Origin of the sequence: Martinezella dioscoreae (genome assembly GCF_009176305.1) — a bacterium.
Classification (GTDB): Bacteria; Pseudomonadota; Alphaproteobacteria; order Rhizobiales; family Rhizobiaceae; genus Rhizobium; species Rhizobium dioscoreae.
Genome location: NZ_BLAJ01000003.1, coordinates 648,664 through 674,975 on the forward strand (window position 1 = coordinate 648,664; position 26,312 = coordinate 674,975).

A 26,312-nucleotide genomic window follows, 5' to 3' on the forward strand; every position below is an offset into this window, starting at 1 on the left:
ATGATGACAGGATCGCACTTCAATTTGCACAAATCAATGAGCTGCTATAAGCAACCGTTGTGCAGAAATTGAAGTCCTTCTTGTGCAAGAGAGGGTGTGTGAATGGATTGGGATGATGTCCGGATGTTTCTGGCTGTGGCCCGCACGGGCCAAATCCTGGCCGCTTCGAAACGGCTCGGCGTCAACCACGCCACCCTCTCCCGTCGCGTGACGACGCTGGAAGAGCGCTTGAAGACGCGGTTGCTCGTGCGCCGCACCAATGGCTGCGATCTGACCGCCGAAGGCGAGATCTTCCTGCACGCGGCGGAGCGCATGGAAACGGAGATGCTGCGCGCGCAGGCGAGCGTCGGCCACCTCGACAGCGCGATCACCGGGACGGTGCGCATCGGCGCGCCTGATGGCTTCGGCGTTTCCTTTCTCGCGCCGCGGCTCGGGCGGCTGATCGCCCGTTATCCGGAGCTGCGTATCCAGCTTGTGCCTGTTCCCCGCTCTTTCTCGCTGTCGCAGCGCGAGGCCGATATCGCCATCACGCTCGAACGTCCCGAGCAAGGTCGCCTGGTCTCATCGAAGCTGACGGATTACACGCTCGGGCTCTATGCTTCCAAAGCCTATCTGGAACAGGCCGGATTGCCCGACAGCGTGGAAGCACTAAAGCTGCATCCGCGCGTGGGCTATGTCGAAGACCTGATCTTTACGGCTTCGCTCAATTTTTCCGGCGAGATCATGCGCAGTTGGGACGCCTCCTTCGAGATATCCACAGCGATTGGCCAAACGGAAGCGGTGCGCTCCGGCGCCGGCATCGGCATCCTGCATGATTACATCGCCAGGCAGTTTCCGGAGCTGACGCGCATCCTGCCCGATATCTCCATTAAGCGTGCCTATTGGACGACCTACCATGAAAGTGCCCGCGACCTGGTGCGTGTGCGCACCGTCGCGGACTTCCTGCAGGAGCTTGTCAGCGAGGAGCGGCGGATCTTCCTGTAAAATGATGCCGATAGACGCGCTTCCTGCTCGCAGGCAGAGGTCACGGCATCAAGCTACACCACCATGACGGCGCATGCGGCGGCTGAGTTTCCGCATGCTTCGGCGGTTCCTCATTCTCATCCGGATTGGGAACGGGAACTTCATCCGGCAGCCTGTCCGGATCCGGCTCCTCGACAGGCGGCTTCGGTGTCCAGCCGGGTTCGGGCATCGGAGGCGTCTCGGGGATCGGCTCGTTCGGTACAGACATGTCCGCTCCTTTCGTCTCGTTGCCGATATGGACACAACGACCAGCAATGCGGACGGTTCCAAGATATTTCGGCATGCGGCCCGCATTTGTGGCGTGGGCGGGTCCGGCACTCCTCCCCGTTCGTCCCTCGCCGCTGGACAAAGGCCGGACGAAGCCTAGTATTTTAGACAGAGATCAGGGAGCCAGGACGATGAGCGACAAGAAGCAGCAGAAACTGGACGAGAAAAAGCACAAGGAACAGGACGATTATCTGGAGGAAGCGCTGGAAGAGACTTTTCCGGCAAGCGATCCGATATCGCCAGGTCACGTGTCCAAGAAGCCTGAAGACAAGAAATAATCCCACAAGGCTAAAGGCGTCGGTATCTTGTAAAGGATGGATCGGGAGAGAATGGTACGGTTGAGTGGGGTCGAACCACTGACCTCAGGTGCCACAAACCTGCGCTCTAACCAACTGAGCTACAACCGCACATGATCGCGTTGCCGCGTCAACGGGGGTCACATACGAGGACTTTGAAATTATTTCAAGTCCTATCTCCCCGCAATATAAAAAAGCTTTGCAGATATCCAAATGATGATGCTGGGCCGGATATCGGCCAAGCCGGCTTGAGCTGCAAATGAAAAGTCCCGCCCCAGGGTTTTCACCTGGGAACGGGACATTCATGCCTTGGGAGGCTTATTGGAAATGATCAGGCCTTGAAGGAGGCCATTGCCTTTTCAGCGGCGTCCTTGGCGGGCTTTGCCAGCTTTTCGGCAACCTTCTTGGTGGTGTCCTGAATGGACTTGGCCTGCTCGACGGTGACTTCGGCCTGCTTGCGGATGAAGGCGGTCTGAAGTTCGAAGAGTTCTGCAACGGACTTGACGCGAAGCAGGGCTTCCATGTGAGCCAGCGAGCTTTCGGCATTGGTGCGCAGAACGTCGATGGCCTTGAGGCCGATTTCGACCGAGCCGGCCTGTGCGGTCTGCACGGTTGCCTCAACCGTCTTGCCGGCTTCCTCGGTGGCAGCCTTCAGCTTGGCAAAGGCTTCCTTGGACTGGGCAGCACCCTTTTCCGCGAAATCGCGGAAGGATTCGGAGAACTTGGACGGATCGAATGCAGCCGTTGAAAAAACGTCGTCTTTCTTTACAGTAGCCATGATTACGCTCCTAAAAGGGCCCTCCCTGAGGCGCCCGTCGTGAACTTGTGTGAGGGGTATATAATATAAAATATTGTGCAGTGCAACATATTTGTGCGCCGCACAATACGTTAACCTTTCCGGCCGAAAAATGGGCCGCTCGCTGGACCGAAAAGCGGGGCGCCGTTATTAATAAACTGTTAAATCACGAGAGGCGATCACGCCCGCAAAACAGGTTGGAAAATGCCCGCAATTCAATATCCGTTCATTGACATTGCCGTGCATCCGCGCGTTCGGGAGCGTTTCGCGCGCGGTGAAGCCATGGTCATGTTCTCGACCGGCATGGATCGCGTGCTCTGGGCCAATGGCGCCGGCGCCAACCTTTTCGGCTATGATGTCATTTACGATTTCGTCGAACAGGGACCGAAGCCAGGCGACGTCTCGTTCCGCCAGATCGAGGCGACGGCGCGCGGCCTTGGTACTATCGGCGATCAGCGCACATTCCTGATCCGCATGGCTTCCGGCTTCCAGCGGGCTGTCGTCAATGCCGCCGTCGAGCTGATCCGCATTCAGGCCGGCGAAGAGGCTGTGCTGTTTTCCTCTCCGGTCTCTTCGAAGCCGCTTTCCTCGGCCGAATGCGCCAAGCGCATGATCGACGGGTTCGACGATCCTGATACCCATATTGCCGTCATCGGCCGCGACGGCGAAATCGTTACCGCCTCTGCTGGCTTCAGAACACTCGGCGTAACGCCGCAGACCGCACGGATGCTGACGACCATGGCCGGCGCCCAGCCGGACCGGCTGATCAAGCGGCCCATCCCGACCGGACGTGGCTATCTGCCTGCCGCCATCGGCAAGCTCTCCGAAATTCCGGCCCTACACCTGCTCTTCGTTGTCGAAACAGTGCTTGGCCATCTCGACCCGACGGGAAGCCTTGCCGAGGAGACCAGCCTTGCCGCCGTCGAGCCGCAGGCGGAGGAAGTCCGTAAGGAGCTGGAGGCAGCGGCGCCGGACGAGGAGCCGAAAGCTGCTCCGGCCGCACCTTTCGGCGATGTTATCGATGCGGTAGCCGGCATCGAAGAGCTGGACGAAACGCCGGAATATCGCGAGGACGAACAAGCGGAGGCGACCCCGGCCAACGGAAGCTCCGGTGAGACCGGAACGGACGCGACCGCCGATGCGGATGGCACGCCCGGCGCAGTTGCCGAGACCGAAGTTCACGCCAATGAGCATCAGCCGGAAACCGTGCCGGATAGCGAAGATAAGGCCGCCTCAGAGACAAAGACGGCAGCGGAACCGCCTCCGCCGGAAACTCACACCAATCCGGAAACCCGCACCGATATTGAAAACACCCCTGCGGAAGGTTTCAGCTTCAAGCACAACGGGCGCGCCACCCGTTTCGTCTGGAAGATCGATGCCGCCGGCCATTTCAGCGAGGTTTCCCGCGAATTTGCCGATGCCGTGGGACCGCATGCCGCCCAGATTGCCGGCACGGCCTTTGCCGATGTCGCCCGCCGCTTCAATCTCGATCCGGACGGCAAGATCGCGGAACTATTGGCGCGGCGCGACACATGGTCCGGCCGCACGATCTACTGGCCGGTGGAGGGCACGAGCCTGACCGTGCCGGTCGATCTCGCCGCTTTGCCGACCTATACCCGCAGCCGCGAATTCGATGGCTTCCGGGGCTTTGGCGTCGTCCGCCTGGCGGATGCCATCGAAGATCCGATGAAGCGCGGCATGACCCTCGGCACCCATGCAGTTGGAGACGCCGCGCCCATCGCCGAATTGCCCCCCGAAGTGGAAACTGCATCCAACGAGCAATCACCCGCTACCGAAGCTGAACTATCCCCAGCGACGGAAGAGATTGAAAATCCGGCTCAGGATAGCGCAGAATCCGCCCCGATCTCGCATTACGAACCGCCGGCACTGCGGATTTCCGAGACGCCGAACCGTCGCGAGTCGGACAAGGTCGTTCGTCTGCACGAGCGTCGGACATTGACGCAGACTGCCCTTTCGCTGAGCGAACAGGCAGCCTTCCGCGAAATCGCACGACAGCTCGAACCTTTCGGCAAGCGCACGGAACCGCCGGCGGAGCAGCCTCACGACGGGCAGCATGAGCATGAGGAGGGTACAGACACTCCTCCACAACCGAATGCGGCCGACGAAATCCTCTCCGAGGCATCCGAAACAACGGACGGACACGGCCATGCCGATGACCAGCCGCCAGCAGCGGCAATTGCGGAAGAGAACGTCGCGACGCCAGTTGTGACATTCGTCGAGGCTGCGGATGATAAGAGCGCAAAAGCGGCTGACGGAGCCGCAGCCGAAGCATCGCCGGCATCGGCCGAGCCGGAGGAGGATTTCGACCCGCTGGATGTCCTGAACAACGCGATTCCGCCGCGCGTGAAGATGCGCACCGGCCTGTCGCCGGACATCATCGACCAGCTGCCGCTCGCGATCCTCATCCACGCCGGGGATCGCCTGATCCACGGCAATCCGGAATTCCTGCGGCTGACCGGCTATGACAGCCTTGATGAGCTCGAGCAGGTCGGCGGACTTGATGCGCTGCTGCAACGCAACGATCTCGAAGGCAAGACCGAGCAGCCCGGCACGATGATGGTCGTGCGCGCCGACGATGCACTGGTGCCGGTGACGGCTCGGCTGCAGTCGATCCGTTGGGAAGACGGCACAGCCTTGATGCTGGCGTTGATGCCGGTGGAAAGAAGCGAGCCGCCAGCACCGCCGCCACAACCAATTCCTGAAGAGGCTCGCCCGGAGCGCATCCTCGAAAAGGTCGCGAAGCTGCAGGTCGAGATCGAGGAACTGCGCTCGACGCTGGAAACGGCGACGGATGGCGTGATCATCATCGGTCAGGACGGCGAGATCCGCTCGATGAACCGCTCGGCGAGCGCCCTCTTCAACTATGACGACCAGGAGACCCGCGGCAAACCCTTCGTCATGCTGTTTGCGCATGAAAGCCAGAAGGCAGTGCTCGACTATCTCGGCGGCCTTTCGGGCCATGGCGTCGCCAGCGTGCTGAACGACGGCCGCGAAGTGATCGGCCGCGAGGCTTCCGGCGGTTTCGTGCCGCTGTTCATGACCATGGGTCGGCTGAATTCCTCGAACGGTTACTGCGCCGTCATCCGCGACATCACGCAATGGAAGCGCACCGAAGAAGAGCTGCGCAACGCCAAGCGTGCCGCCGAAACCGCCAACGCGCACAAGACCGACTTTCTGGCTCGCGTCAGCCATGAAATCCGCACGCCGCTCAACGCCATCATCGGCTTTTCCGACATGATGGCCGGTGAGCGTTTCGGGCCGATCGGCCATTCGCGCTATGTCGAATATGCGACCGATATCGGCCGCTCCGGTCGCCACGTGCTGGACATCGTGAACGACCTTCTCGACATCTCGAAGATTGAAGCCGGCGAGATGGACTTGGATTTCGCATCGGTCGGCCTGAACGAAGCGATCACCGAAGCGGTGTCGCTGGTGCAACCGCAGGCTAACAGCCAGCGCGTCATCATCCGCACCGCACTTTCTCAGGCTGTGCCTAATGTCGTGGCCGATTTGCGCTCGATCAAGCAGATTGCGCTCAACATTCTCTCCAATGCCATCCGCTTCACGCCATCGGGCGGGCAGATCGTCGTGTCGACTGCGTATGAGGGCAATGGCAGCGTCGTGATGCGCATCCGGGATACCGGCGTCGGCATGACACGCTCGGAGCTGGAGCAGGCCATGAAGCCGTTCCGGCAGGTGTCCACCAATTCCCGCAAGCGCGGCGACGGCACCGGCCTCGGCCTGCCACTGACCAAGGCGATGGTCGATGCCAACCGCGCGACCTTCTCGATCAATTCCGCCCCGAACGAGGGCACGCTGGTCGAGATCACCTTCCCCTCGCCGCGGGTGCTGGCAAACTGAGACAGTCTCGGCTCGCCATCAAAACCAAAGATCGCGCACGCATCGTCCGTCGGAAGGAAGATCTTCAAACGTGTCGAGCCCATCGAAATGATCGATCGGGAGGTCGGCAACGAGATCCGGCGGCGCCAGCCGAACATTGACCGCCATGCGCCGGCGGCCATCCTTTTGCAGCCTTAAGCCCCGCCAGCTCACGACGCAGGCGCAGGACGGGCAGAACAGTATTTCGAGAGAGGGCTTGTTCTTGCCGACGCGGGTATAGGAGGCAGTCTGGCCCGTGACGGAGACCCGCTCCTCTTCGTAGTCATAGGCCCACAGCGCACCGTAACGCCGGCAGAGCGTGCAGTTGCAGGCTGTAATTGAGCCTGGATCGCCTTCAAGCGTCCAGCCCGCCTTGCCGCAATGACAGGAGCCGATCAGCATGGGTGCACCACTCCATTCGCTGCCTGGTCGAAGGAGCGGCATTCTGCCTTAGTCACGAGATCCCTGCAAATGCGCGGGAGAACACGAATTCTCACTCCCGGCCACCGACGCGACGAATGCTCGGCTTTCAGGAAACGAGGACAGTCCAGCCAACACCCAAAGCGGCAGATGCCAACAAGGTCGATATTACTGACATCTTCAGGCGAAAAATGGCCATCGCTGCCAACAGGGTCAGCACCAGCGAGGGTAATGAAAGCGACGTCAGGACGGGCACATCCATCGCCCAGGAGCCATAGGTGAAACTCGTGGTCTCACGGAACAGCACATGGAGCCCGAACCAAATCGCGAGATTGAGGATGACGCCCACCACCGCTGCCGTTATTGCCGACATGGCGCCGGTCAGCGCGACATTCCCGCGCATCTTCTCGATGAATGGCGCGCCTGCGAAAATCCAAAGGAAGCTCGGCAGGAAGGTGACCCATGTTGTCAGCACCGCGGCAAAGGTTGCTGCCGCAAGAGGGCTGAGGGTGCCGGGATTACGATAGCCTGCCAGGAAACCAACGAACTGCGTGACCATGATCAGCGGTCCAGGCGTCGTTTCCGCCATCCCTAAACCATCGAGCATCTCGCCCGGCCGCAGCCAGCCCAGCTGCTGCACGGCCTCCTGCGCGACATAGGCCAGCACGGCATAGGCGCCGCCAAAGGTGACAACTGCCATCTCGCTGAAGAATATGCCGATTTTGGAAAAGACGTTATCGGGGCCGAGCGTAACCAGCAGGGCCGCGACTGGAATGAGCCACGCGGCCGCCAGCGCACCTGACGTCTTCAAAGACCAGGCGAGGTTCGGTCGCGCGTGCAAAGGGATCTCCTCGCCAAGAACGGAGTCCTTATCTTCCAGAATTGCCCCGGAGCCCGACTTGTGTCCGCCGCCCATCCTAAAGGCCGCGACCCCTGCCTGGGAGGCCAGGTAGCCGATAAGTCCGGCTCCAACGATGATGACGGGGAATGGAACATGCAGGAAGAAGATCGCCACAAAGGCAGCGGCGGCCAAAGCGACCATAGCCCTGCTTTTGAGGGCTCGACTCCCGATGCGAAAGACCGCCTGGACGACGACCGCCAGCACGGCGCATTTGAGCCCGAAGAACATCCCTTCGATAAAGGTCAGGCTCCCGAACAGGACGTAGACATAACTGAGCGCAAGGATTGCAATGAAGCCCGGCAGGACGAATAGAATGCCGGCGATCATGCCACCCAGCGTCCTGTTCAGCAGCCAGCCGATATAGATAGCGAGCTGATGCGCTTCGGGGCCTGGCAGCAACATGCAGTAGTTCAGGGCATGAAGGAACCTGTGCTCTCCCACCCATTTCTTCTCATCGACGACGATGCGGTGCATGACGGCGATCTGCCCCGCCGGCCCGCCGAAGCTCAAGGCGGCAACGCGGGTCCAGACCTTGACGGCCTCATGAAGGGGGACGATGTCCCGATCAGCCGCGCTTGATCGCTCGGCTGTATTTTTTACGAGATCGGTCATAGTCGGTTATATCTTCCTTGGATTTGGCCAGTTGTGCGTCTCTTCTGTCGCGTCACGACACCAACGATAGAAGGCATCATAGAGCGTCATGCCGGCTTCCAGCTGTTGCAGGTCGTCGTTGAACATTCGCGAAAGGCCAAGCGAGGCCGCAAGCAACCCCGGCACTTCAGGCGCGAGCTCGGGCCGGGCGGTATCGGCTCCCCGAACGATGGTTGCAAGATGAAGGAGAGGTTCAGTGCCGAGACCGAATTCCTCGATCATGACATCGAAGGTGCATAACTCGCCACGATGGCTCCAGAAGACGTCTTCGATATCGAATGGTGTTGCCTTGAAGCGATCGGCAACAGGCGCAACTTCGGTTGCCGGAACGAACAGGAAGATCGCTGACGGATCGATAAAGCGCCGGATCAGCCATGGGCAGGCGATGCGATCGATCTTCGGCCGTGCCCTCGTTACCCATACGGTTCGCCCCTTGGCATCGCGGAGAGGCAGCTTTTCCTCGGCGACCAACATGTACTTCGCGCTGCGCCACGCTTCGAACCCACCTTCAAGGACCTCCGCCTCCTTTCCGACGACACGCAGATGGGCAGCAACTCCGTGAGCGAGTTTCTGTCCTTTCTGGCAGAGTATGATGGCAGGTCCCGCCAGTTCGTTCGCCCAGTCCGCTACCCTTCGATAGTCGCGGCGGATGGAGCCGGGAATAAGACGGGGATCGGCGGCGAAATCCTCGTCATTGCGGACATCGATAATCGTCGGCAAACCGGGCGTGCCGATAATACGATTAAGCTTGTCGGGTGTGATTTCCAGAAATGACGGCATGGCGCGTCCTCCGTTGGCTCGGTTTTAAGGACGCGATTCTTCAGCCGTAGCCTCGTGGGGTGATCGCAACCCCATAATTAATTTTCTGCCTGACGCGTTCCAAATGTCAAGCCGAATAACCGCGTGCTGCACCGGCAGGCATTTTTCGGCTTCTGCAGCCACTTACAGATTACCTATGACGTCGTGGTGTCGCGAAGTTCTGCGGCAACGATGAAAGACCGCGCTGCCGATCAAGAATATCTGATGTACCTCTGAAGTATTATCGACGACAAACTTAAAGTCCGTCGCCTTTTGTGAGATAATTCATCGTTGCGACCGACTATTCCGGTCGGTCATTGGGCACATAAGGGGGGATCCAATGTCAACGACGGCAGTAGAAGCAGACGTAGGCGAAGTTTCACCTAATCTAGTGGTCGATGCGATGTTTGCGTGCCGAAAGACGGCCGCCATCGTAGCCGCCATAGAACTCGATCTTTTTACTCTAATCGGTGACGGCAGCAATGCGGCATCCTTGGCGGCCGCAGCAAATGCAGCCGAAAGAGGCGTGCGCATTCTGTGCGACTATCTTGTTGTGAACGGCTTTCTCACGAAAACAGGCAATCAATACGCTCTGACACCATCCAGCCGGGTCTTCCTCGACCGGCATTCGCCAGCCTATATGGGCGCGGCCATCGAATTCCTGGCCGCACCGGAAATCCTCAAGCAGATCCTAGACAATCCGGCTTCCTATGTCCGCAACGGCGGATCCATTGGATTGGCAAATATGTCTCCGGACAATCCGGTTTGGGTGAAATTTGCTCGCGGCATGGGCTCGTTCACAGGCGGCAGCGCCATCAGCCTCGCTGCCGAAATGTCCAATTTGCCCATGCAGCCAAGGAAAATACTTGATATTGCCGCAGGGCACGGACTTTTCGGGATCGAGATGGCGAAGGCTTTTCCTTCGGCCGAGATCGTTGCGGTCGATTGGGGCTCCGTTCTGGAATTGGCCAAACATAATGCGCAGCAATTTGGCGTCGCCGAGCGCTACAAGGTCATTCCGGGCAGTGCATTCGAAGTCGACTGGGGCACGGATTATGATCTTATCCTGCTGCCGAACTTCCTGCATCACTTCGACCTGGAAACCTGTGCAGGATTGCTGCGGAAGAGCCGAGCCAGCCTGAGCACCGAGGGTAAGGTGGTTGCGGTGGAATTCGTGCCGAACGATGATCTCGTATCCCCGCCCTTCCCCGCCGCTTTCTCATGGGAGATGCTGGCCAGTACGCCAAAAGGCGAGGCCTACCCGCAGAAGGACCTGGCTGAGATGGCTAGGCGTGCCGGTTTTCATAATGTGAGGATAAAGCCACTACCACCGTCGCCGGCAAGCCTGATCTTCTTCGAGTAGCAATGCCGGGAGTACCGGTCTCCTCTTGCCGGCAGATGCGGAGATAGCGCCGAGGGGGCCGCCGCCCCCTTGAACTCGCTGATAGAAGTTAATTGTCCTGCGCCCGCGCGGCCTTGCGCTTGGCCCTCGAATTCGGCTTGCCTGCTGGCGGGCCGTCGTTCTTGGCGAAGCCCGGTTTGCCGGGCTTTTTCGCCCAGGGCTTCTTGTCGGAACGCTCGGAAATGCCGCCCTCGCCCGCATGCGCCCGTTCCGGCTTGCGGTCGGACTTCCATTTCGGCTTGGGCGTGTCGTTCGAGCGGGCGCCCTTGTCGGCAAAAGGCTTCTTCTTTGCGAAGCCGCCTTCCCGCTTGGCCTGGAAATCCGGCACGCCGGCAAGCGGCTTGACACGGATGCCGCGCTCGAGGGTCTTGTCGGGGCCGATGGCCGCGAGGAAGCGCTCGAAACTCTCCTGCGAGAGCTCGACGAAGGTCTCCTCGGGCTGCATCTTGATGGCGCCGATGTCGCGCTTGGTCAGATTGCCATTGCGGCAAAGCATGGGGATCAGCCAGCGCGGTTCGGCATTCTGCTTGCGTCCGACAGAGAGCGATACCCAGAGGCCATCGGTGAAGTCGTTGCGTCCCGCAGACGAGCCCTCATCGCGTGGCGTGACCGGAAAGTCATCCCGACGTGGCTTTCTGCGCTCGCCTTCGGCCGGCACGTCCTGCAGCTCCTCGGGCGCAGAATGGCCGGCGCGATATTGCCGCAGGAATGCAGCTGCCACCTGCTCGGCGCCATGGCGCTCCAGCAGCTGTTGAACGATCGACTGCTCGTCTTCGGCAAGCGGCGCTGTAAAGACCGGATCGGCGAGAAGACGCTCATCATCCCGCTGGCTCACCTCGTCGGCTGACGGCGGCTTTGCCCAGGTGGCGCGGATACGGGCGGCTTCCAGCAGGCGCTCCGTGCGGCGACGGGCGCTCAGCGGCACGATCATGGCGCTGACGCCCTTGTTGCCGGCGCGGCCAGTGCGGCCGCTGCGATGCAGCAGCGTTTCCGGATTGGTCGGCAGATCGGCATGGATGACCAGTTCCAGGCCCGGCAGATCGATGCCGCGGGCCGCGACGTCGGTTGCGATACAGACGCGGGCGCGGCCGTCGCGCATGGCCTGAAGGGCGTGCGTGCGCTCGTTCTGGCTGAGCTCGCCCGAGAGAGCGACAACCGAAAAGCCGCGATTGTTGAAGCGGGCCGTCAGATGATTGACGGCGGCGCGCGTCGAACAGAAGACGATGGCATTGCGCGCCTCATAGTAGCGCAGCACGTTGATGATGGCGTTTTCCCTGTCGCTCGGAACCACGGTCAGCGCGCGATAGTCGATATCGACATGCTGCTTGGCTTCGGAAGCCGTGGCGATGCGGACAGCGTCGCGCTGGTAGTTTTCGGCAAGCTTGGCGATCGAGCGCGGCACCGTGGCGGAAAACATCAGGGTGCGGCGCTCGGAGGGTGCTGCTTCCAGGATGAATTCCAGATCCTCGCGGAAACCGAGATCAAGCATCTCGTCCGCCTCGTCGAGCACAACGGCCTTGAGTTCGGAGATATCGAGCGAGTTGCGGCGGATGTGATCGCAGAGACGGCCGGGTGTGCCGACGACGATATGAGCGCCGCGCTCGAGCGTGCGTCGCTCCGTGCGCATGTCCATGCCGCCGACGCAGGACGCAATGGTCGCACCCGTCAGCCCATAGAGCCATTCCAGCTCGCGCTGCACCTGCAGCGCCAGTTCGCGGGTCGGTGCAATCGCCAGCGCCAGCGGAGCACCTGCGCGGCCAAACCGTTCCGCGCCGTCAAGGAGGCCGGGCGCCAGCGCCAAGCCGAAGGCAACCGTCTTGCCCGAGCCGGTCTGAGCCGAGACAAGCGCATCTTTGCCAGCGAGGCCGGGATCGAGCATGGCCTTTTGCACCGGCGTCAGCGTTTCATACCCGCGCTTCGCCAAAGCCTGGGCGATCGCAGGAGCGATGCCTTCGAATTCAGTCATCATCTGTCTTTCGGAATTCTTCGCACACCATCAGGTGGCGATCATCGTGGTTCGCACGTCGCGAACCTCTTCTTCAGGCGTGCACATACTTGCTCAATGCGTCAATGTACAGAGCAGACACGGATTCGTGACGAGGAAACGAAAAAAAGGCAGCGAACCGCGCTGCCTTTGAAGTTTATGCTGTCGAAAGCAAGCTCGAGTCGGGGAACTTCATGTCTCGGGAGCCGAGAGTGGCTCCAATCCGCTCCAGCTCATGCGAACGGCCTCAAGTTAGCCTTTACTTTTGACCAAGCTTTCTTAACGCGAGGTTAGCAAACGATGGTCATCGTTTGCCCCTCAATTTTAAGGCTCACCTTAACTTTTGAGTTCTTCCAGCCCGGCAAAGAGATCCAGCGCTTCCGGATTGGCGAGCGCCTCCTTGTTCTTGACCGGACGGCCATGCACCACCTCGCGCACCGCAAGCTCGACGATCTTGCCGGATTTCGTGCGGGGGATATCGGCAACGGCGATGATCTTGGCCGGCACATGGCGCGGTGAGGCGCCGGTGCGGATGCGGGTCTTCATCGCCTTGACGAGATCTTCGGTCAGGGAGACGCCGGCGGCAAGGCGAACGAAGAGCACGACGCGGACATCATCATCCCAATCCTGACCGATACAGAGCGCCTCCAGAACCTCGGGAATCTGCTCGACCTGGTTGTAGATCTCGGCCGTGCCGATGCGCACGCCGCCGGGATTGAGCGTGGCGTCGGAGCGGCCGTGAATGATGAGGCCGCCATGCTCTGTCCACTCTGCGAAATCCCCGTGGCACCAGATATTGTCGAAGCGCTCGAAATAGGCAGCCCGATATTTGGCGCGCTCCGGATCATTCCAGAACATGACCGGCATGGAGGGGAAGGCTTTGGTGCAGACAAGCTCGCCCTTCTCGCCGCGCACCGGCTTGCCTTCGTCGTTCCAGACATCGACGGCAAGTCCGAGGCCCGGCCCCTGGATCTCACCGCGCCAGACCGCTTGCAGCGGATTGCCGAGCACGAAACAGGAGACGATATCCGTGCCGCCGGAAATGGAGGCCAGCTGGATATCGTCCTTGATGCCCTCATAGACGAAGGTGAAGCCCTCGGGCGACAGCGGCGAGCCGGTGGAGGTCATCAGCCGCAGGCTCGAAAGATCATGCGAGGTCTTCGGCGTCAGGCCGCTCTTATGGACTGCGTCGATATATTTGGCCGAGGTGCCGAACAGCGCGAATTTCTCTTCTTGCGCATAGTCGAACAAAATGTTGCCATCGGGGGCGAAGGGGGAACCATCGTAAAGGCAGAGCGTCGCGCCGGCGGCAAGGCCGGTCGCCAGCCAGTTCCACATCATCCAGCCGCAGGTGGTGAAATAGAAGACCTTTTCGCCGGGCACGACGCCGCAATGGAGGCGATGCTCCTTGAGGAGCTGCAGCAGCGCGCCTCCGGTGGAGTGCACGATGCATTTCGGAACGCCTGTGGTGCCTGAAGAAAACAGGATGAATAGCGGGTGGGAGAAGGACACGGGCACAAACTCGACCGGCTTCGCCTCGAAGGGCGCGACTAGATCACCAAGGGTCCTCGCGCCCGGTGTCGCTGCCACGACGGCTTCGGCATTGCCGGCATAGGGCACGATTATGGTAGGCGCTTTCAGGCGCTGGGCGATGGCGCTGACCTTTGCTGTGACGTCCTGCAGCTTGCCGCTGTACCAATAGCCGCTGCACGCGATGAAGAGCTTCGGCTCGATCTGGCCGAAACGATCCATGACGCCCTGCTCGCCGAAATCCGGCGAACAGGAGGACCAGATCGCACCGATCGACGCGGCCGCCAGCATGCAGGCGATGGTTTCGGGCATGTTCGGCATCATTGCAGCGATGCGGTCGCCCTTGCCGATACCCTCGGCGCGATAGGCCTGCTGCAGGCGGGAGACCATGGCGGCCAGCCGATCCCACGACCAGCGATCGCGCACCTTGTCCTCGCCCCAGAACACAAGCGCATCGCCCTCGCCGCTTCGCGAGAGCAGGTTTTCCGCGAAATTCAGCTCGGCATCGGGAAAGAAGCGGGCATCCAGCATGACATCGCCATGGATTAACGCCCGTTCACCGCGCTTGCCCTTCACACCGCAGAAATCCCAGACCGCCGACCAGAAGTTCTCACGGTCGGCGATGGACCAGGCGTGGAGGCTGGCAAAGTCGGACAGCGGGAGGTCGAAACGGCGGTTGCATTCCTGCATGAAAGCGAACATCGGACTCTGGCGGCGAAACGTTTCCGATGGTGTCCAGAGCGGCTGCTGATCCTGCATATTTCTCTCCCCGCGTTTCGCTCTATATATAGCGATGTTGCAGCGCATTATAAAACATGGTGTTGTGGGCATTGCCAGTGCGTGACGTTTGCATCCGACAAACATTTCCTATATCCGGCAAACTCAGGCAGATTATCCCTATCAGTTCAAGAGTCTCCTCGGGATCATGAGTGCTTCGAAAAACAACAAGTGGCGGTTGACGATGCGTTCGGCCTCGCGCTGGCTGCCTGCTGTTGCTCGCACGACCGGCATCATTCTTCTCACGATCCTCATCGTGTTCGCTGTCTTCAGAGCGACCGCGCCTTTCCTGATTTCAAGCGGTCTGGTGCGCTCCGGCATCGAGAAGGCATTATCGGACTGGACGGGATATCGAGCCCAGATCGAAGGCGACCCGACGCTCGAATTCTGGCCGACCCCGCGCGTGACGCTCAATCAGGTCACCATCCGTGAGCCGTCGCGAAACGGCAAGGTCCTCGGCCATGTCGACAGCCTCTCCGCGGATTTCTCGCTATGGTCGGCGATCCGCGGGCATGCGCATTTTCACGAATTCCATTTCCTGCGCCCGATCCTCTATATCCGCCGCGACGAGAACGGCCTGATCGACTGGACGAACGAAGGCCGCCTTTCCAAGGCGATCGAACAGGCCGAAACCTCCTCCGGCCAGGGCATGCGGATGAGCAAGGAACAGGATGCCGCCATCGGCATGCTGACTATCGAGGACGGAAGCGTCGAAATGACCGACGAGCGCAGCGGCAGCATCTACAAGCTGAACGCCGTCAATGCCGACATCGCCTGGCCGCGGCTTTCCCAGTCGCTGAGCGCTGTCATTCTTGCCCGCTTCAACGGTCAGGACATCAAGCTGAACTTCGACTCGACGCAGCCCCTGCTCTTCTTCGCCGGCAAGAATGTGAACACCACGACCAGCTTCGTTTCGCCGCTGATCAGCTGGACCTATACAGGCATTACCAGCATATCGGATTTTTCGGCACTTTCGGGCAATCTGGATCTGAGTGTGCCCAACGTGCCCTCCTTCATCGCCTGGAGCGGGCAGCACCTGCCGGCAGCCGACGCCCTTAAGAATATTTCGCTCAGCGCCAATATCGCAGCAATCGATAATGGCCTGCGCTTCAACAACCTCAGCTTCAAAGTCAACGATTCCGCCGCTTCCGGCATCATGGATCTGAACTATACGAAATCGGGCAAGCCGAAGATTTCCGGTACGCTTGCCTTCGACCAGATGAACCTCAATCCGTTCCTGGCCGCCTTCTCCATGCGTCTGGCCGCGGAAACCGCGATTGATGCGCTGTTGAACGGCAATCCGCTGCAGCGGCTCGATCTCGATATGCGGCTGTCGTCGAGCAAGGCAGCTCTCGGCCCCTTCCAGTTCGAGAATATCGGCGCCAGCCTGCTGGTGGCAGGCGGCAAGGCGAAATTCGACATAGGCGACAGCAGCTTCGAGAGCGGTTCGCTGACCGCGCATCTGGAGGTCGCACCAGGCGATTTCGATGGCGGCGGCAAATTGCAGATATCGATCCGCAACGCCGATTTTGGTGGCCTCTTCACGCGCCTGAAGCTGGTAGGCCCGTTGCCGATGCCCTCATCGGCTTCACTGGATCTTTCGCTCAGCACCTCGAAGCCGATCTGGGTTGCCACACTCAGCGACGTCGCCGGCACGCTGCACTTCACCTCGTCGGCAGGATCGTTTCGCCAATTCGATATCTCGACCTTCCGAACGCTCGCCGCCGAGAAGGCTTTCTTCCGGATGAGCGATATCGCCGATTCTTCTTTCGACTTCGATAGCATCAGCGTGGATGCCAGTTTTGCGAAGGGGTCCGCCGAGGTGCAGAACGCAGCCATTGCGGGCCGCAACGAAACGATCAGCTTCAACGGCGTCGTTCCGTTCCGCACCAACGGGCTGGCACTCTCCGGCGCGCTCGAGGCGACCTCGCCCTCCGACGCGGACGAACTGCCGATGCTGCCCTTCTTCATCGGCGGCAGCTGGCCGAATCCGGTGATTTCGCCGGTCGCAACGCTTCTGCAGAAGCCCATGCAACAGCCGTAGTTCTTTCACGCCGTTCAGCCGCAGCACTTCAAGCTGCTGCAGCCGCCTGCTCGTCCCTCTGCCGTTGGACCTCCCGGCGCTTCGTCGCGATGGAGGCGCAGATAACGCCCACGGCGACCACGCCGATCAGGATGGTGCAGATGGCGTTGATTTCCGGCGTCACGCCAAGCTTCACCTGACTATAGATCAGCATCGGCAGGGTCTTGGCGCCGGCACCCGAAGCGAAAGTGGCAATGACCAGATCGTCGAGCGACAGGGTGAGTGCCAGCACCCAGCCGGAGAAGACCGCCGGTGCGATGATCGGCAGCGTCACCTCGAAGAAGGTGCGCACCGGCGGCGCACCGAGATCCATCGCCGCTTCCTCGATCGAGCGATCGAAGGTCAGCAGGCGCGACTGCACGACAACGGCGACGAAGCACATGGTGAGCGTCGTATGCGCCATGACGATCGTCCAGAAGCCGCGATCGACGCCTGACGTGACGAAGAGCAGCAACAGCGACAAGCCGGTGATGACATCTGGCATGACCAGCGGCGCATAGATCATGCCCGAAAACAGAATGCGGCCGCGGAAGCGCGTATAGCGCACAAGGGTAATGGCCGCGAGCGTGCCGAGCACCGTCGCAATCGTCGCCGAGAGCAACGCGATGCGCACTGTAAGCCAGGCGGCGCTCAGCATCGTATCATTGCTGAAGAGGTGCACGTACCATTGCGTCGAGAAGCCGCCCCAGACGGTGACGAGGCGCGAGCTGTTGAATGAATAGATGACCAGCAGCAGGATCGGCAGGTAGAGGAAGGCCAGACCGAGGGTGACCGAGACGATGTTGAAGCGGGACCAGCGGATCATAAGTTATCTCCCCTTCTCATCGGCTTTCGCCTGGAAATGCTGGAAGAAGACGATGGGCACCACCAGCACCAGAAGCAGGATGGTCGCCACCGCCGAGGCGAGCGGCCAGTCTGTATTGCTGTAGAATTCCGTCCAGAGCACCTTGCCGATCATCAGGGTTTGCGAGCCGCCGAGCAGGTCGGGGATGACGAACTCACCGACAGCTGGGATGAAGACCAGCATGCAGCCGGCGATAACACCAGGAACCGAGAGCGGAAAGGTGACGCGCCAGAAGGCGCCGATCGGCGTGCAGCCGAGATCCTGCGCGGCCTCTATCAGCGTGCCGTCCATCTTTTCCAGCGCGGAATAGAGCGGCAGCACCATAAACGGCAGGTAGGAATAGACCATGCCGATATAGACGGCGGTATTGGTGTTCAGGATGACGAGCGGCTCATGGATGATGCCGAGCGCCATCAGCAACTGGTTCAACAGGCCCGTCGTGCTCAGGATCGACATCCAGGAATAGACGCGGATCAGAAAGCTCGTCCAGAAGGGCAGGATGACCAGCATCAGCAAGGTCGGCCGGATCGTGCGCGGCGCCTGCGCCATGCCATAAGCGATCGGATAGGCGATGATCAGCGTCAATAACGTAGAGATGCCGGCGATCTGCAGGCTCTCGATATAGGCGTTCATATAGAGCGGGTCGCCGGCAAGCCATGTGTAATTGTCGAACGACATGGTCTGCAGCTTGTCCCACCAGTCGCTGAAACTGTCGCTCCAGGCGAAGGACGGGTCGTAGGGCGGCACCGACAAGGCCTTCGTCGACAGCGAGATGCGGAAGACGATGAGGAAGGGCGCGAGAAAGAAGATCAGCAACCAAGCATAGGGAACGATGATCACGAGGCGCTGATAGATTAGGGAACCGAGCGCTTTCATGATCAATCCTTCAGCAAGACGCCGGCATTTTCGTCGAAGGAGACCCAGACGTTCTGGTCGTAGGCGAATGGCTCTTCCACGGCGCGGACAGCGTTCAGCGACGAGGCCTTGACCACCTGCCCGCTCTTCAGCTTGACGTGGAAGACGGTCATGTCGCCGAGATAGGCGATATCCCATATCTCGCCTTCGGCCGCATTGACCGAGGCATTGGCCGGCGGGCGCGGCGTCACTCTGAGCTTCTCCGGACGGATGGCGAGGCTGGCTCGGCTTCCCGCCGAGGGCGTGTCTCCGGAAGCCGTGCGCACCGTGAAGCCCGATTCGACCGCTATCTCGACGATGCCGGATTGTGCCGAGGTGACGTTGCCGTCGAGGATGTTCACATCGCCGATGAAGTCTGCAACGAAGCGGCAATTGGGCGCCTCGTAGATCTCGGCCGGCGTTGCCACCTGCACCACCTTGCCGTGGCTCATGACCGCGATGCGGTCGGCCATGGTCATTGCTTCTTCCTGGTCGTGGGTGACGACGACGAAGGTCAGCCCCAGGCTCTGCTGCAGATCCATGAGTTCGAACTGCGTCTCTTCGCGCAGCTTCTTGTCGAGCGCGCCAAGGGGTTCGTCAAGCAGCAGCACTTTCGGGCGCTTTGCAAGCGAGCGGGCCAAGGCCACGCGCTGGCGCTGGCCGCCGGACAGCTGATTGGGCTTGCGCTTGGCGAATTGCTCCAGCTTGACAAGCTTCAGCATCTGCCCGACTCGATCGTCGATCTCAGCTTTCGGCATGCCATCCTGGCGCAAGCCAAAGGCTATGTTCTTTTCCACCGACATATGCGGAAACAGCGCGTAGGACTGGAACATCATGTTGACTGGGCGGCGATAGGGCGGCGTACCGGCGAGATCCTGACCATCGAGCACGATCTCGCCCGTCGTCGGCTGTTCGAAGCCCGCGAGCATGCGCAAAAGCGTAGATTTGCCGCAGCCGGATGCGCCGAGAAGGGCAAAGAATTCACGATTGTAGATATTCAGGGAGAGGTTATCGACGGCGGTGAAATCTCCGAACTTCTTGGTCACGTTCTTGAAGGAAATGTAAGGCTTGGCCGAAGGATCGATCCAAGGAGCAAAAGAACGCCGGATATTACCGAGTGACTTCATTATCTATCCCCAATTGAACGCCATTGTAGCGCGCGTCGCGCCGGCTCTTCCCCATCCCGGCACGCTCGTGATTCCTGACTTTATCCTCATAAGGAAAGGCCCGGACGTTGCCGTCCGGGCCGCTTCGATTTATTGGCCTGTCGTGACCTTTGTCCACAAGCGCGTCGCCAAGCGCTGCGTTTTAGAGTCCCAAGGGGTCAGCGTGTACAGTTTCTCGCGAACCGCATCCGTGGGATAAACGGCCGGATCATCGAGTACATCCTTGCTCACGAACTGCTGCGACGCCTTGTTGCCGTTGGCATAGGCGGTGAAGTTGCTGGCCTTGGCGATGACCTCAGGCTTCATGATGTAGTTGAGGAAGATATGCGCCTCTTCGACATGCGGCGCATCGGCGGGGATCGCCATGACGTCGAACCACATCTGCGCGCCCTTGGTGGGGATCGAATAGGCGATGTTGACGCCGTTCTTCGCTTCGGCGGCACGGTTGCGGGCCTGCAGCACGTCGCCGGAATAACCAAACGCCAGGCAGATATCGCCATTGGCAAGCGCGTTAATGTATTCGGAGGAGTGGAACTTGCGCACGAAGGGACGGATCGCGGTCAGGAGATCCTCGGCCTTCTTGAAGTCCTCCTGCTTTGTCGAATTCGGGTCGAGGCCCAGATAGCGCAGCGCGGCCGGGATGACGTCGGTCGGCGAATCCAGCACGTAAATGCCGCAATCCTTGAACTTGGCGGCGAGCTTCGGATCGAAGATCACGTTGATATCGGGAGCGTCGTCGGTGCCGAGGATCTGCTTCACCTTGTCGACGTTGTAGCCGACACCGCTCGTGCCCCACATATAGTCGATGGCGTATTGGTTACCAGGATCATAGGTGGCGATGCGCTGCTGCACCGTATCCCACATGTTGGAGATATTTGGCAGCTTGGACTTGTCGAGCTTCTGGAAGACGCCGGCCTTGATCTGGCGCTGCAGGAAATAGGCGGTCGGGACGACGATGTCGTAGCCGGTCTTGCCGGCCAGCAGCTTGGTTTCCAGCGTCTCGTTCTGGTCGAAGGTATCGTAGACGACCTTGATGCCGGTTTCCTTAGTGAAATCCTCCAGGATCGAATTGTCGATATAATCCGACCAGTTGTAGATATTGACGACCTTGTCTTCTGCCTGAGCGACCGTTGCCAGCGAAACGACAGCAAACGCCGTTGCTGCAAGCCGTGCGAACATGGACTTCATAGTCTCTCCTGTTTTGTTCAAGGGCATCCAGGCGATACCCAACCCTCTGTTTTTCCCGCTAGACTAGAAAGGAAATCGGAAGGCGACAAGGGAAAAAGCAAGCCGGCATAAGCTTTAGCCGTTTTCCCCGAAAACGATCGATCGCCCCACAAATTAGCAACACCTTTAGCACGCAATCGTGAACTCAAAGCCGGCTTCACACGTGAATACGGAAGCAGGCTTTGCTAACATCGTGACATTCTCGCTGGCGAACATTCTTAAGCCCGCTTCGCCATCCTATCCAGCGGGCAAACTCAAACACACCATCGGAGACCTATCATGCAGTATCAGAAATTCGGCAATACCGGTCTCAGCGTCTCGCGCCTGTGTCTGGGCACGATGACCTTCGGCTTGCAGATCGAGCAGGAAGACATCGCCCATGCCATCCTCGACAAGGCGGCGGATGCGGGCGTCAATTTCATCGACACCGCCGATGTCTACCCGCTCGGCGGCGGCGAGCAGCTTGCCGGCCGCACCGAGGAGATTGTCGGCCGCTGGCTGAAGGGCAAGCGCGACCGCTTCATCGTCGCGACGAAGGCTGTCGGAAAGGTCGGCTCGTCTCCCTGGGATCAGGGCGCGTCGCGCAAGCATCTTCTCGACGCCATCGACGCTTCGCTGCGGCGCCTGGGCACCGATTATGTCGACCTTTACCAGCTGCATTCGGACGATCGCGAGACGCCGATCGACGAGACGCTGGAGGCGCTCGATACCATCGTGCGCTCCGGCAAGGCCCGCTATGTCGGCGTGTCGAACTTCCTCGCCTACCGGCTGGCACTGGCGCTCGGCCGCGCCGATTTCCTGCGCACCGCGCGCTTCGTCTCGGTGCAGCCGCGCTACAATCTCTTGTTCCGCCAGATCGAGCGCGAGCTTCTGCCGCTTGCCGAAGAACAGCACCTCGCCGTCATCCCCTACAACCCGATCGCCGGCGGCCTCCTTACCGGTAAGCACAAGCACGATGTCGCACCGACAGAAGGTCGCTTCAGCGCGCAGCTGCGCAGCGCCGGCAGCAATTATCTGCAGCGCTATTGGCATGAACGCGAATTTGCCACGATCGAGAAGTTGCGCGGCATAGCCGAAGAGGCCGGGCAATCGCTGACCAAGCTTGCCGTCGCCTGGGTTGCCGCCAATCCGGTCATCACGTCAGCCATTATCGGCGCCAGCCGCCCCGAACAGCTCACGGACACGCTGGCCGCCATCGACCTGAAGCTTGATCCGGAACTGAAGGCGAAGCTTGACGAGGCCACGGTCGAATATCGCTGGGGCGACGCAGCTCGGTGACGAAGCACGATCGGCGGTCAATTGCCGCCGGTTTCTTTACAGATAGGTCGGACGCTTGCCGGCAAAGAGCTCGGCGTGGCTTTTCAGCAATTTGGTCATGCGGTCGACCACGGTGCGGATTTCCCGGCGATGACGGTCGGCATTGTTCATGACGATCCACTGCCGATGGCGCAGCTCCGGAATTTCCTCGCCGACCCGCGCCAGCCACGGCTCCTGGTCGCCGACGAAGCAGGGCAGAACGGCAATGCCGGAGCCGGCAAGCACCAGATCGCGTAGCGAACGCGGCCGGCTGACCGTGAAAACGATTTCCTCGCGCTTGTTCTGGTGCGGCCAGCGCAGATAGGCCGAGATCGCCTCCTCCTCCGCTACCGCGATCCAGCGCTGCGGGCCGGAAAAGCGCATGTTGCGGGCCTGATAGGCAGCATAGGCGACATCGCCGATCTTGATGGCGGCGAGATTGGTCTCCTCCGGCTCGAAGGCACGGATGCCGATATCGCTTTCGCGATGGGCGAGGCTGGCGCGGCGTTCGCCGAGATGAAGGTCGATGCCAAACCCGTCACGTTCAGAGCAGATAGTCGGCATGTTCTGGCTGAGCAGCCAGCCGACCCAGGTGCCGGCAGCGATACGCACGATCGATGCACCCTGAGCATCGCGCTGCCAGCTATCGACCTTGCGGGCGGCGGCTTCCATCTCCAGCAGTTGGTCGAACAGCGCCTGGCCATTGCCGGTCAGCGTGTAGCCAGCCTGGCTACGCTCGAACAGCGGGCGTCCGATCTGTCCCTCCAGCTCCAGCATGCGCCGGCCGATCGTCGCCGGGCTCAAGCCGCTGGAAGCAACCGCGCCGGTCAGGCCGCCACCACGGGCGACATCCAGAAAAAGCTGATAGGAATCCCATGTCGTGTTTTTCATAATTGAAAAACATAAGATGATCATGGCTGTTTATAAAGCAAATTCGTATGTGTAGTTGAAGGGATGCCTCACGGAAGGAGACATCTCATGATGGACAGCATGGCCCTGGCGAAAGCCATAGAAATACAGAGCCTGGCGCGCGAAGAGCAATGGCGCTGCGACGAAGATTTATTCTACCTCGACTACGGGCTCGAGCCGCCGCGGCTCTTCATATGGATTGAGCGGATATTTGTCGCTTTGAGCACCCGACTCCAGGCAATGAAAAAGGCGGACCGGCCGGAAATGGGCCGATCCGCCTGCGATAGCAACGCCCGCTGCGGTCAGGCCGCCTGCTCACGCATGTAGTTCGCGCTATAGCCGGTCTCGATCTTAAACTGCAGGATAAGGTGCAGCAGGGCATCGGCCTCGGTGGCGAGCTCGCGGCTCGCCGCCGTGGTTTCTTCTACCATGCCGGCATTCTGTTGGGTCATCTGATCCATGTGATTGACCGAGGAGTTGACCTCCTGCAGCGCGCTTGCCTGATCGTGGCTGGCGCGGGCGATCATCTCCACGTGGTGGCTGATCGTCACGATCTGGCTGCTGATCTGCGCGAGCACCGAACCGGCCTCCTGCACATACTGCGAACCGGAATTGACCTCCTCGGTCGACTTGTTGATGAGCCCCTTGATCTCCTTGGCGGCAGCGGCCGAGCGCTGTGCCAGCTCGCGCACCTCCATGGCGACGACCGCGAAGCCCTTGCCCGCATCGCCTGCGCGGGCGGCTTCGATACCGGCATTGAGCGCAAGAAGGTTGGTCTGGAAAGCGATCTCGTCGATGACGCCGATGATCTGCTCGATCCGGCGCGAGGCGTCCTCGATACGCGACATGGCATCGATGGCGTTGCCGACGACGACAGAGCTGTCATCGGCGCTGCGCTTGGCTTCGCGCACGATTGCATCGGCGTCCTTCGCGCGCTCCGCAGATGAACGGACAGTCGTCGTGATCTGGTCGACGGCAGCGGCGGTCTGCTCCAGCGAAGAAGCCTGCTGCTCGGTGCGCTTGGAGAGATCCTCGGCGGAAGCCGCCATCTGAGCACCGTTGCTCTGGATCATCTCGACATTGCTGCGGACCTGGCTCAGCGTCTGTTGCAGGCGGGATAGCGAACTGTTGAAGTCCTGGCGCAGCTGCTCGAGGCGGCCGATGAAAGGCGTGTCGATCGTCGCCGAGATATCGCCCTGGGCAAGGCGCTCGAGACCGGCGGCAAGCTCGCTGACGGCATAGTCGATCTGACGGTCGAGCTCGCGCTTTTCGGCATCGTTGCGCTGGCGTTCGTGCTCTGCGGCAGCACGCTCCTCGTCGCTCTGCTCCTCGATGCGGATCTTCGAAATGGCGTTTTCCTTGAAGATGCCGAGGGCTCTGGCCATGTCGCCGATTTCGTCCCGGCGCTGCTCGCCGGAGATCGAGGTCTCCAGCATGCCATCGGCGATGCGGCGCATGGCGGCGGTGATCTGCCCGATCGGACGCTGCAGGGTCAGGACGAGCGCGATGCCACCAGCAACCGAGAGGATGATGCCAAGTGCAGTTGCCAGGATGGATATGGAATTTGCCTGGTTGCGCTCGCTGCCGGCGCTCTGCTTCTGCGTCTCGGCGAAAGCTGTCAGCTGGCCCCAGACCTGATCGAGCTGCTGGCGGGCACTGGCATATTCGCCGATCCGCTGATTGATGGTATCGACCAGCTTGCCGCCGGCCTCATCCATGGACTTGATGGCCGGACGAATGGCCGAGTCGATGTCGCCGGCGAAATCCATGCTCTTCGCGCTCTGGTTCAGCGTATCGATATCGCCACCGAGCTTGGAGACTTCCTGGCGCAGGCGGACGAGATTGTCCTTGTTCGTATTGGCGTTGAAATCGGCCAGCACGAGCTGCAGCGAATAGATCGAGTCTTCAAGGCGGCGCGTGTCCTGCAGGACCGAATTGGTCTGTGCGACTCGGGCATCGAGGGAGACGAAGGTCGTGGTCGCCTGGCGCATCAACTGCGTCGCCGTCAGCTGCGTATAGGTCGAGGTCTGGCGGAAGCGCGAAAGCAGCCGGCTGATATTGGTGATCGTATCGTCGGTCGGAATATCCGTGCTTTCGGTGAAGGCAGCAAGATCCTTGATGGTACCCACGAGCGACTGGACAACGCTCTTCTGGTTCTGCGGCAAGGCAAGGTCGATGGAGCGCTGCGCCTTGTTCAGGTCCGGCAGCCGGTCCTTCAGTACCTTGACCTTGTCGGCCGGTGTCGCGGCCTTGTTGAAGTCTTCGGCAACAGAGGCCAGCATATCGCCGCCCTTCAGCAGGCGGTCGGCGGAGCGCAACGTGGAGGTCGCGTCCGCCTGGTCCTGACGCATCCGGTCTTCCAGCTGCTGGCTGTTGAAATTGACGTTGAAGCGGGCACTGATCAAGGCGCGCTGGGCGTCGTCGATCGTCTTGCGCAGCGAGAGTTCCTGTTCGTGCAGAGACCACAGCCTGCCGACGAGGTTGGACATGTCGGCGGTCTTTGCCATCGCGTCGGTCAGATTGTCGCGACCATCCGCATCCGCACCGAGCTGGCCGAGAGTCGCATTCAGCACGCCCTGCTGCGACTTGATGTCCTCATAGAGCTTGTCGCGCTGCTGTGTGTTCGTGATGCGCAGGAAGTCATCCATGGAACCATAGAGGTTCTTGAACCCGGTCAGGGACTGCAGGACGCTGTTGGAGATCTCCATGCGGCCCTGAAGCAGGCCCGACGCATAAAGCCCGGTAAGGCCCACGGCGGAAATGCTGATGACGAACGGCAGGACGAATATCAGAACTTTCGTCTTGATGTTGAAACGCGACAATATCTTGTCAATGAACATTTTGGCCCAGACCTCTCACACACCGCTCCCCCGTCGACGCCGCCTCGGCGCTGACCGGATGTATAATCATCATTCTTGAAATATCAGCAGGCGGGGTTCCCGAGTATAAGTCGGGAAGCAATCATTGCTTCGGCTCCAGCTTGCAGTAGAGCGCCCCAAGAAATCGACAGGGATTGTCGGCGTGATTAATTAATTTTCAGATAAGGATGTAGTGTGACCCGCAGCATACAATCGAACGCTGAAAAGCGGAGGGAGAGATCTATCTCTGTGCGCGAGCCAAGGCTGCCGTTCGACGACGGCCAAGAGCA

Annotated in this window: 20 protein-coding genes and 1 tRNA gene; 7 read left to right on the forward strand and 14 right to left on the reverse strand. The window is 60.3% G+C overall.

Annotation, left to right across the window (positions count from 1 at the left end; translation table 11 throughout):
* Nucleotides 1-102 precede the first annotated feature (102 nt).
* The gene (locus GDN47_RS15035; RefSeq protein ID WP_113330102.1) at nt 103-984 is read left to right on the forward strand and encodes a LysR family transcriptional regulator; all 882 of its coding nucleotides are present in this window, start codon (nt 103-105) and stop codon (nt 982-984) included.
* Between the two features lie 40 nt (nt 985-1,024).
* Here the strand turns inward: GDN47_RS15035 and GDN47_RS15040 are convergent, their stop codons facing one another.
* Nucleotides 1,025-1,231: a hypothetical protein gene (locus tag GDN47_RS15040; RefSeq protein WP_145322533.1), complete on the reverse strand. Its 207-nt coding sequence runs from the start codon at nt 1,229-1,231 to the stop codon at nt 1,025-1,027.
* 190 nt (nt 1,232-1,421) lie between these two features.
* Between GDN47_RS15040 and GDN47_RS32020 the strand changes: the two genes are divergently transcribed.
* Nucleotides 1,422-1,568, forward strand: a complete 147-nt coding sequence (locus GDN47_RS32020; RefSeq protein WP_167078186.1) for a hypothetical protein — start codon at nt 1,422-1,424, stop codon at nt 1,566-1,568.
* Nucleotides 1,569-1,620: 52 nt separating this feature from the next.
* On the opposite strand, the gene GDN47_RS15045 is transcribed toward GDN47_RS32020, so the two are convergent.
* Nucleotides 1,621-1,697 (reverse strand) — tRNA-His (locus tag GDN47_RS15045).
* Between the two features lie 220 nt (nt 1,698-1,917).
* Complete coding sequence (locus GDN47_RS15050) at nt 1,918-2,364, reverse strand: phasin (protein ID WP_069612335.1); 447 nt, start codon at nt 2,362-2,364, stop codon at nt 1,918-1,920.
* Between the two features lie 222 nt (nt 2,365-2,586).
* Here GDN47_RS15050 and GDN47_RS15055 point away from each other — a divergent pair, with 222 nt between their 5' ends.
* Nucleotides 2,587-6,264, forward strand: a complete 3,678-nt coding sequence (locus tag GDN47_RS15055; protein WP_145633258.1) for an ATP-binding protein — start codon at nt 2,587-2,589, stop codon at nt 6,262-6,264.
* Nucleotides 6,265-6,282: 18 nt separating this feature from the next.
* Here GDN47_RS15055 and GDN47_RS15060 read toward each other — a convergent pair whose 3' ends face one another.
* The 3 genes from GDN47_RS15060 to GDN47_RS15070 all read right to left on the reverse strand — a co-directional run bounded on the left by GDN47_RS15060 (nt 6,283) and on the right by GDN47_RS15070 (nt 9,034).
* Nucleotides 6,283-6,684 carry a GFA family protein gene (locus GDN47_RS15060; protein ID WP_145633260.1) on the reverse strand — a complete coding sequence of 134 codons (402 nt, stop codon included), beginning with the start codon at nt 6,682-6,684 and terminating at the stop codon, nt 6,283-6,285.
* A gap of 127 nt (nt 6,685-6,811) precedes the next feature.
* Nucleotides 6,812-8,215, reverse strand: a complete 1,404-nt coding sequence (gene chrA, locus GDN47_RS15065; RefSeq protein ID WP_152093693.1) for a chromate efflux transporter — start codon at nt 8,213-8,215, stop codon at nt 6,812-6,814.
* Between the two features lie 6 nt (nt 8,216-8,221).
* Nucleotides 8,222-9,034: a chromate resistance protein ChrB domain-containing protein gene (locus GDN47_RS15070; protein ID WP_145633264.1), complete on the reverse strand. Its 813-nt coding sequence runs from the start codon at nt 9,032-9,034 to the stop codon at nt 8,222-8,224.
* 358 nt (nt 9,035-9,392) lie between these two features.
* Here GDN47_RS15070 and GDN47_RS15075 point away from each other — a divergent pair, with 358 nt between their 5' ends.
* Complete coding sequence (locus tag GDN47_RS15075; protein WP_145633266.1) at nt 9,393-10,415, forward strand: class I SAM-dependent methyltransferase; 1,023 nt, start codon at nt 9,393-9,395, stop codon at nt 10,413-10,415.
* An 88-nt stretch (nt 10,416-10,503) separates the two neighbouring features.
* Here GDN47_RS15075 and GDN47_RS15080 read toward each other — a convergent pair whose 3' ends face one another.
* Entirely contained in the window at nt 10,504-12,420 is a 1,917-nt protein-coding gene (locus GDN47_RS15080) for a DEAD/DEAH box helicase (protein WP_145633916.1), read from the reverse strand.
* Between the two features lie 354 nt (nt 12,421-12,774).
* Nucleotides 12,775-14,727, reverse strand: a complete 1,953-nt coding sequence (locus GDN47_RS15085) for an acetoacetate--CoA ligase (protein WP_113353791.1) — start codon at nt 14,725-14,727, stop codon at nt 12,775-12,777.
* Nucleotides 14,728-14,893: 166 nt separating this feature from the next.
* Here GDN47_RS15085 and GDN47_RS15090 point away from each other — a divergent pair, with 166 nt between their 5' ends.
* Entirely contained in the window at nt 14,894-16,789 is a 1,896-nt protein-coding gene (locus GDN47_RS15090; protein WP_145633270.1) for an AsmA family protein, read from the forward strand.
* A gap of 28 nt (nt 16,790-16,817) precedes the next feature.
* Here GDN47_RS15090 and GDN47_RS15095 read toward each other — a convergent pair whose 3' ends face one another.
* The 4 genes from GDN47_RS15095 to GDN47_RS15110 form a co-directional block, all read right to left on the reverse strand.
* Nucleotides 16,818-17,633: an ABC transporter permease subunit gene (locus GDN47_RS15095; RefSeq protein WP_113330093.1), complete on the reverse strand. Its 816-nt coding sequence runs from the start codon at nt 17,631-17,633 to the stop codon at nt 16,818-16,820.
* 3 nt (nt 17,634-17,636) lie between these two features.
* Nucleotides 17,637-18,548, reverse strand: coding sequence for an ABC transporter permease subunit (locus GDN47_RS15100; RefSeq protein WP_113330092.1), 912 nt, complete (start codon nt 18,546-18,548; stop codon nt 17,637-17,639).
* A 2-nt stretch (nt 18,549-18,550) separates the two neighbouring features.
* Nucleotides 18,551-19,693, reverse strand: a complete 1,143-nt coding sequence (locus GDN47_RS15105) for an ABC transporter ATP-binding protein (RefSeq protein ID WP_113353788.1) — start codon at nt 19,691-19,693, stop codon at nt 18,551-18,553.
* A gap of 129 nt (nt 19,694-19,822) precedes the next feature.
* A complete protein-coding gene (locus GDN47_RS15110; RefSeq protein WP_233788612.1) occupies nt 19,823-20,911 on the reverse strand; it encodes a polyamine ABC transporter substrate-binding protein in 1,089 nt (362 codons plus the stop codon).
* 327 nt (nt 20,912-21,238) lie between these two features.
* On the opposite strand from GDN47_RS15110, the gene GDN47_RS15115 reads away from it, so the two are divergent.
* A complete protein-coding gene (locus tag GDN47_RS15115) occupies nt 21,239-22,237 on the forward strand; it encodes an aldo/keto reductase (protein WP_152093694.1) in 999 nt (332 codons plus the stop codon).
* Between the two features lie 36 nt (nt 22,238-22,273).
* Here GDN47_RS15115 and GDN47_RS15120 read toward each other — a convergent pair whose 3' ends face one another.
* The gene (locus GDN47_RS15120) at nt 22,274-23,146 is read right to left on the reverse strand and encodes a LysR family transcriptional regulator (protein WP_145633272.1); all 873 of its coding nucleotides are present in this window, start codon (nt 23,144-23,146) and stop codon (nt 22,274-22,276) included.
* An 87-nt stretch (nt 23,147-23,233) separates the two neighbouring features.
* Between GDN47_RS15120 and GDN47_RS15125 the strand changes: the two genes are divergently transcribed.
* On the forward strand, nt 23,234-23,491 hold the full coding sequence (locus GDN47_RS15125; RefSeq protein ID WP_113330087.1) for a hypothetical protein: 258 nt from the start codon (nt 23,234-23,236) through the stop codon (nt 23,489-23,491).
* On the opposite strand, the gene GDN47_RS15130 is transcribed toward GDN47_RS15125, so the two are convergent.
* Nucleotides 23,467-26,004, reverse strand: coding sequence for a methyl-accepting chemotaxis protein (locus tag GDN47_RS15130; RefSeq protein ID WP_152093695.1), 2,538 nt, complete (start codon nt 26,002-26,004; stop codon nt 23,467-23,469). The genes GDN47_RS15125 and GDN47_RS15130 overlap by 25 nt on opposite strands.
* Between the last annotated feature and the right edge of the window lie 308 nt (nt 26,005-26,312).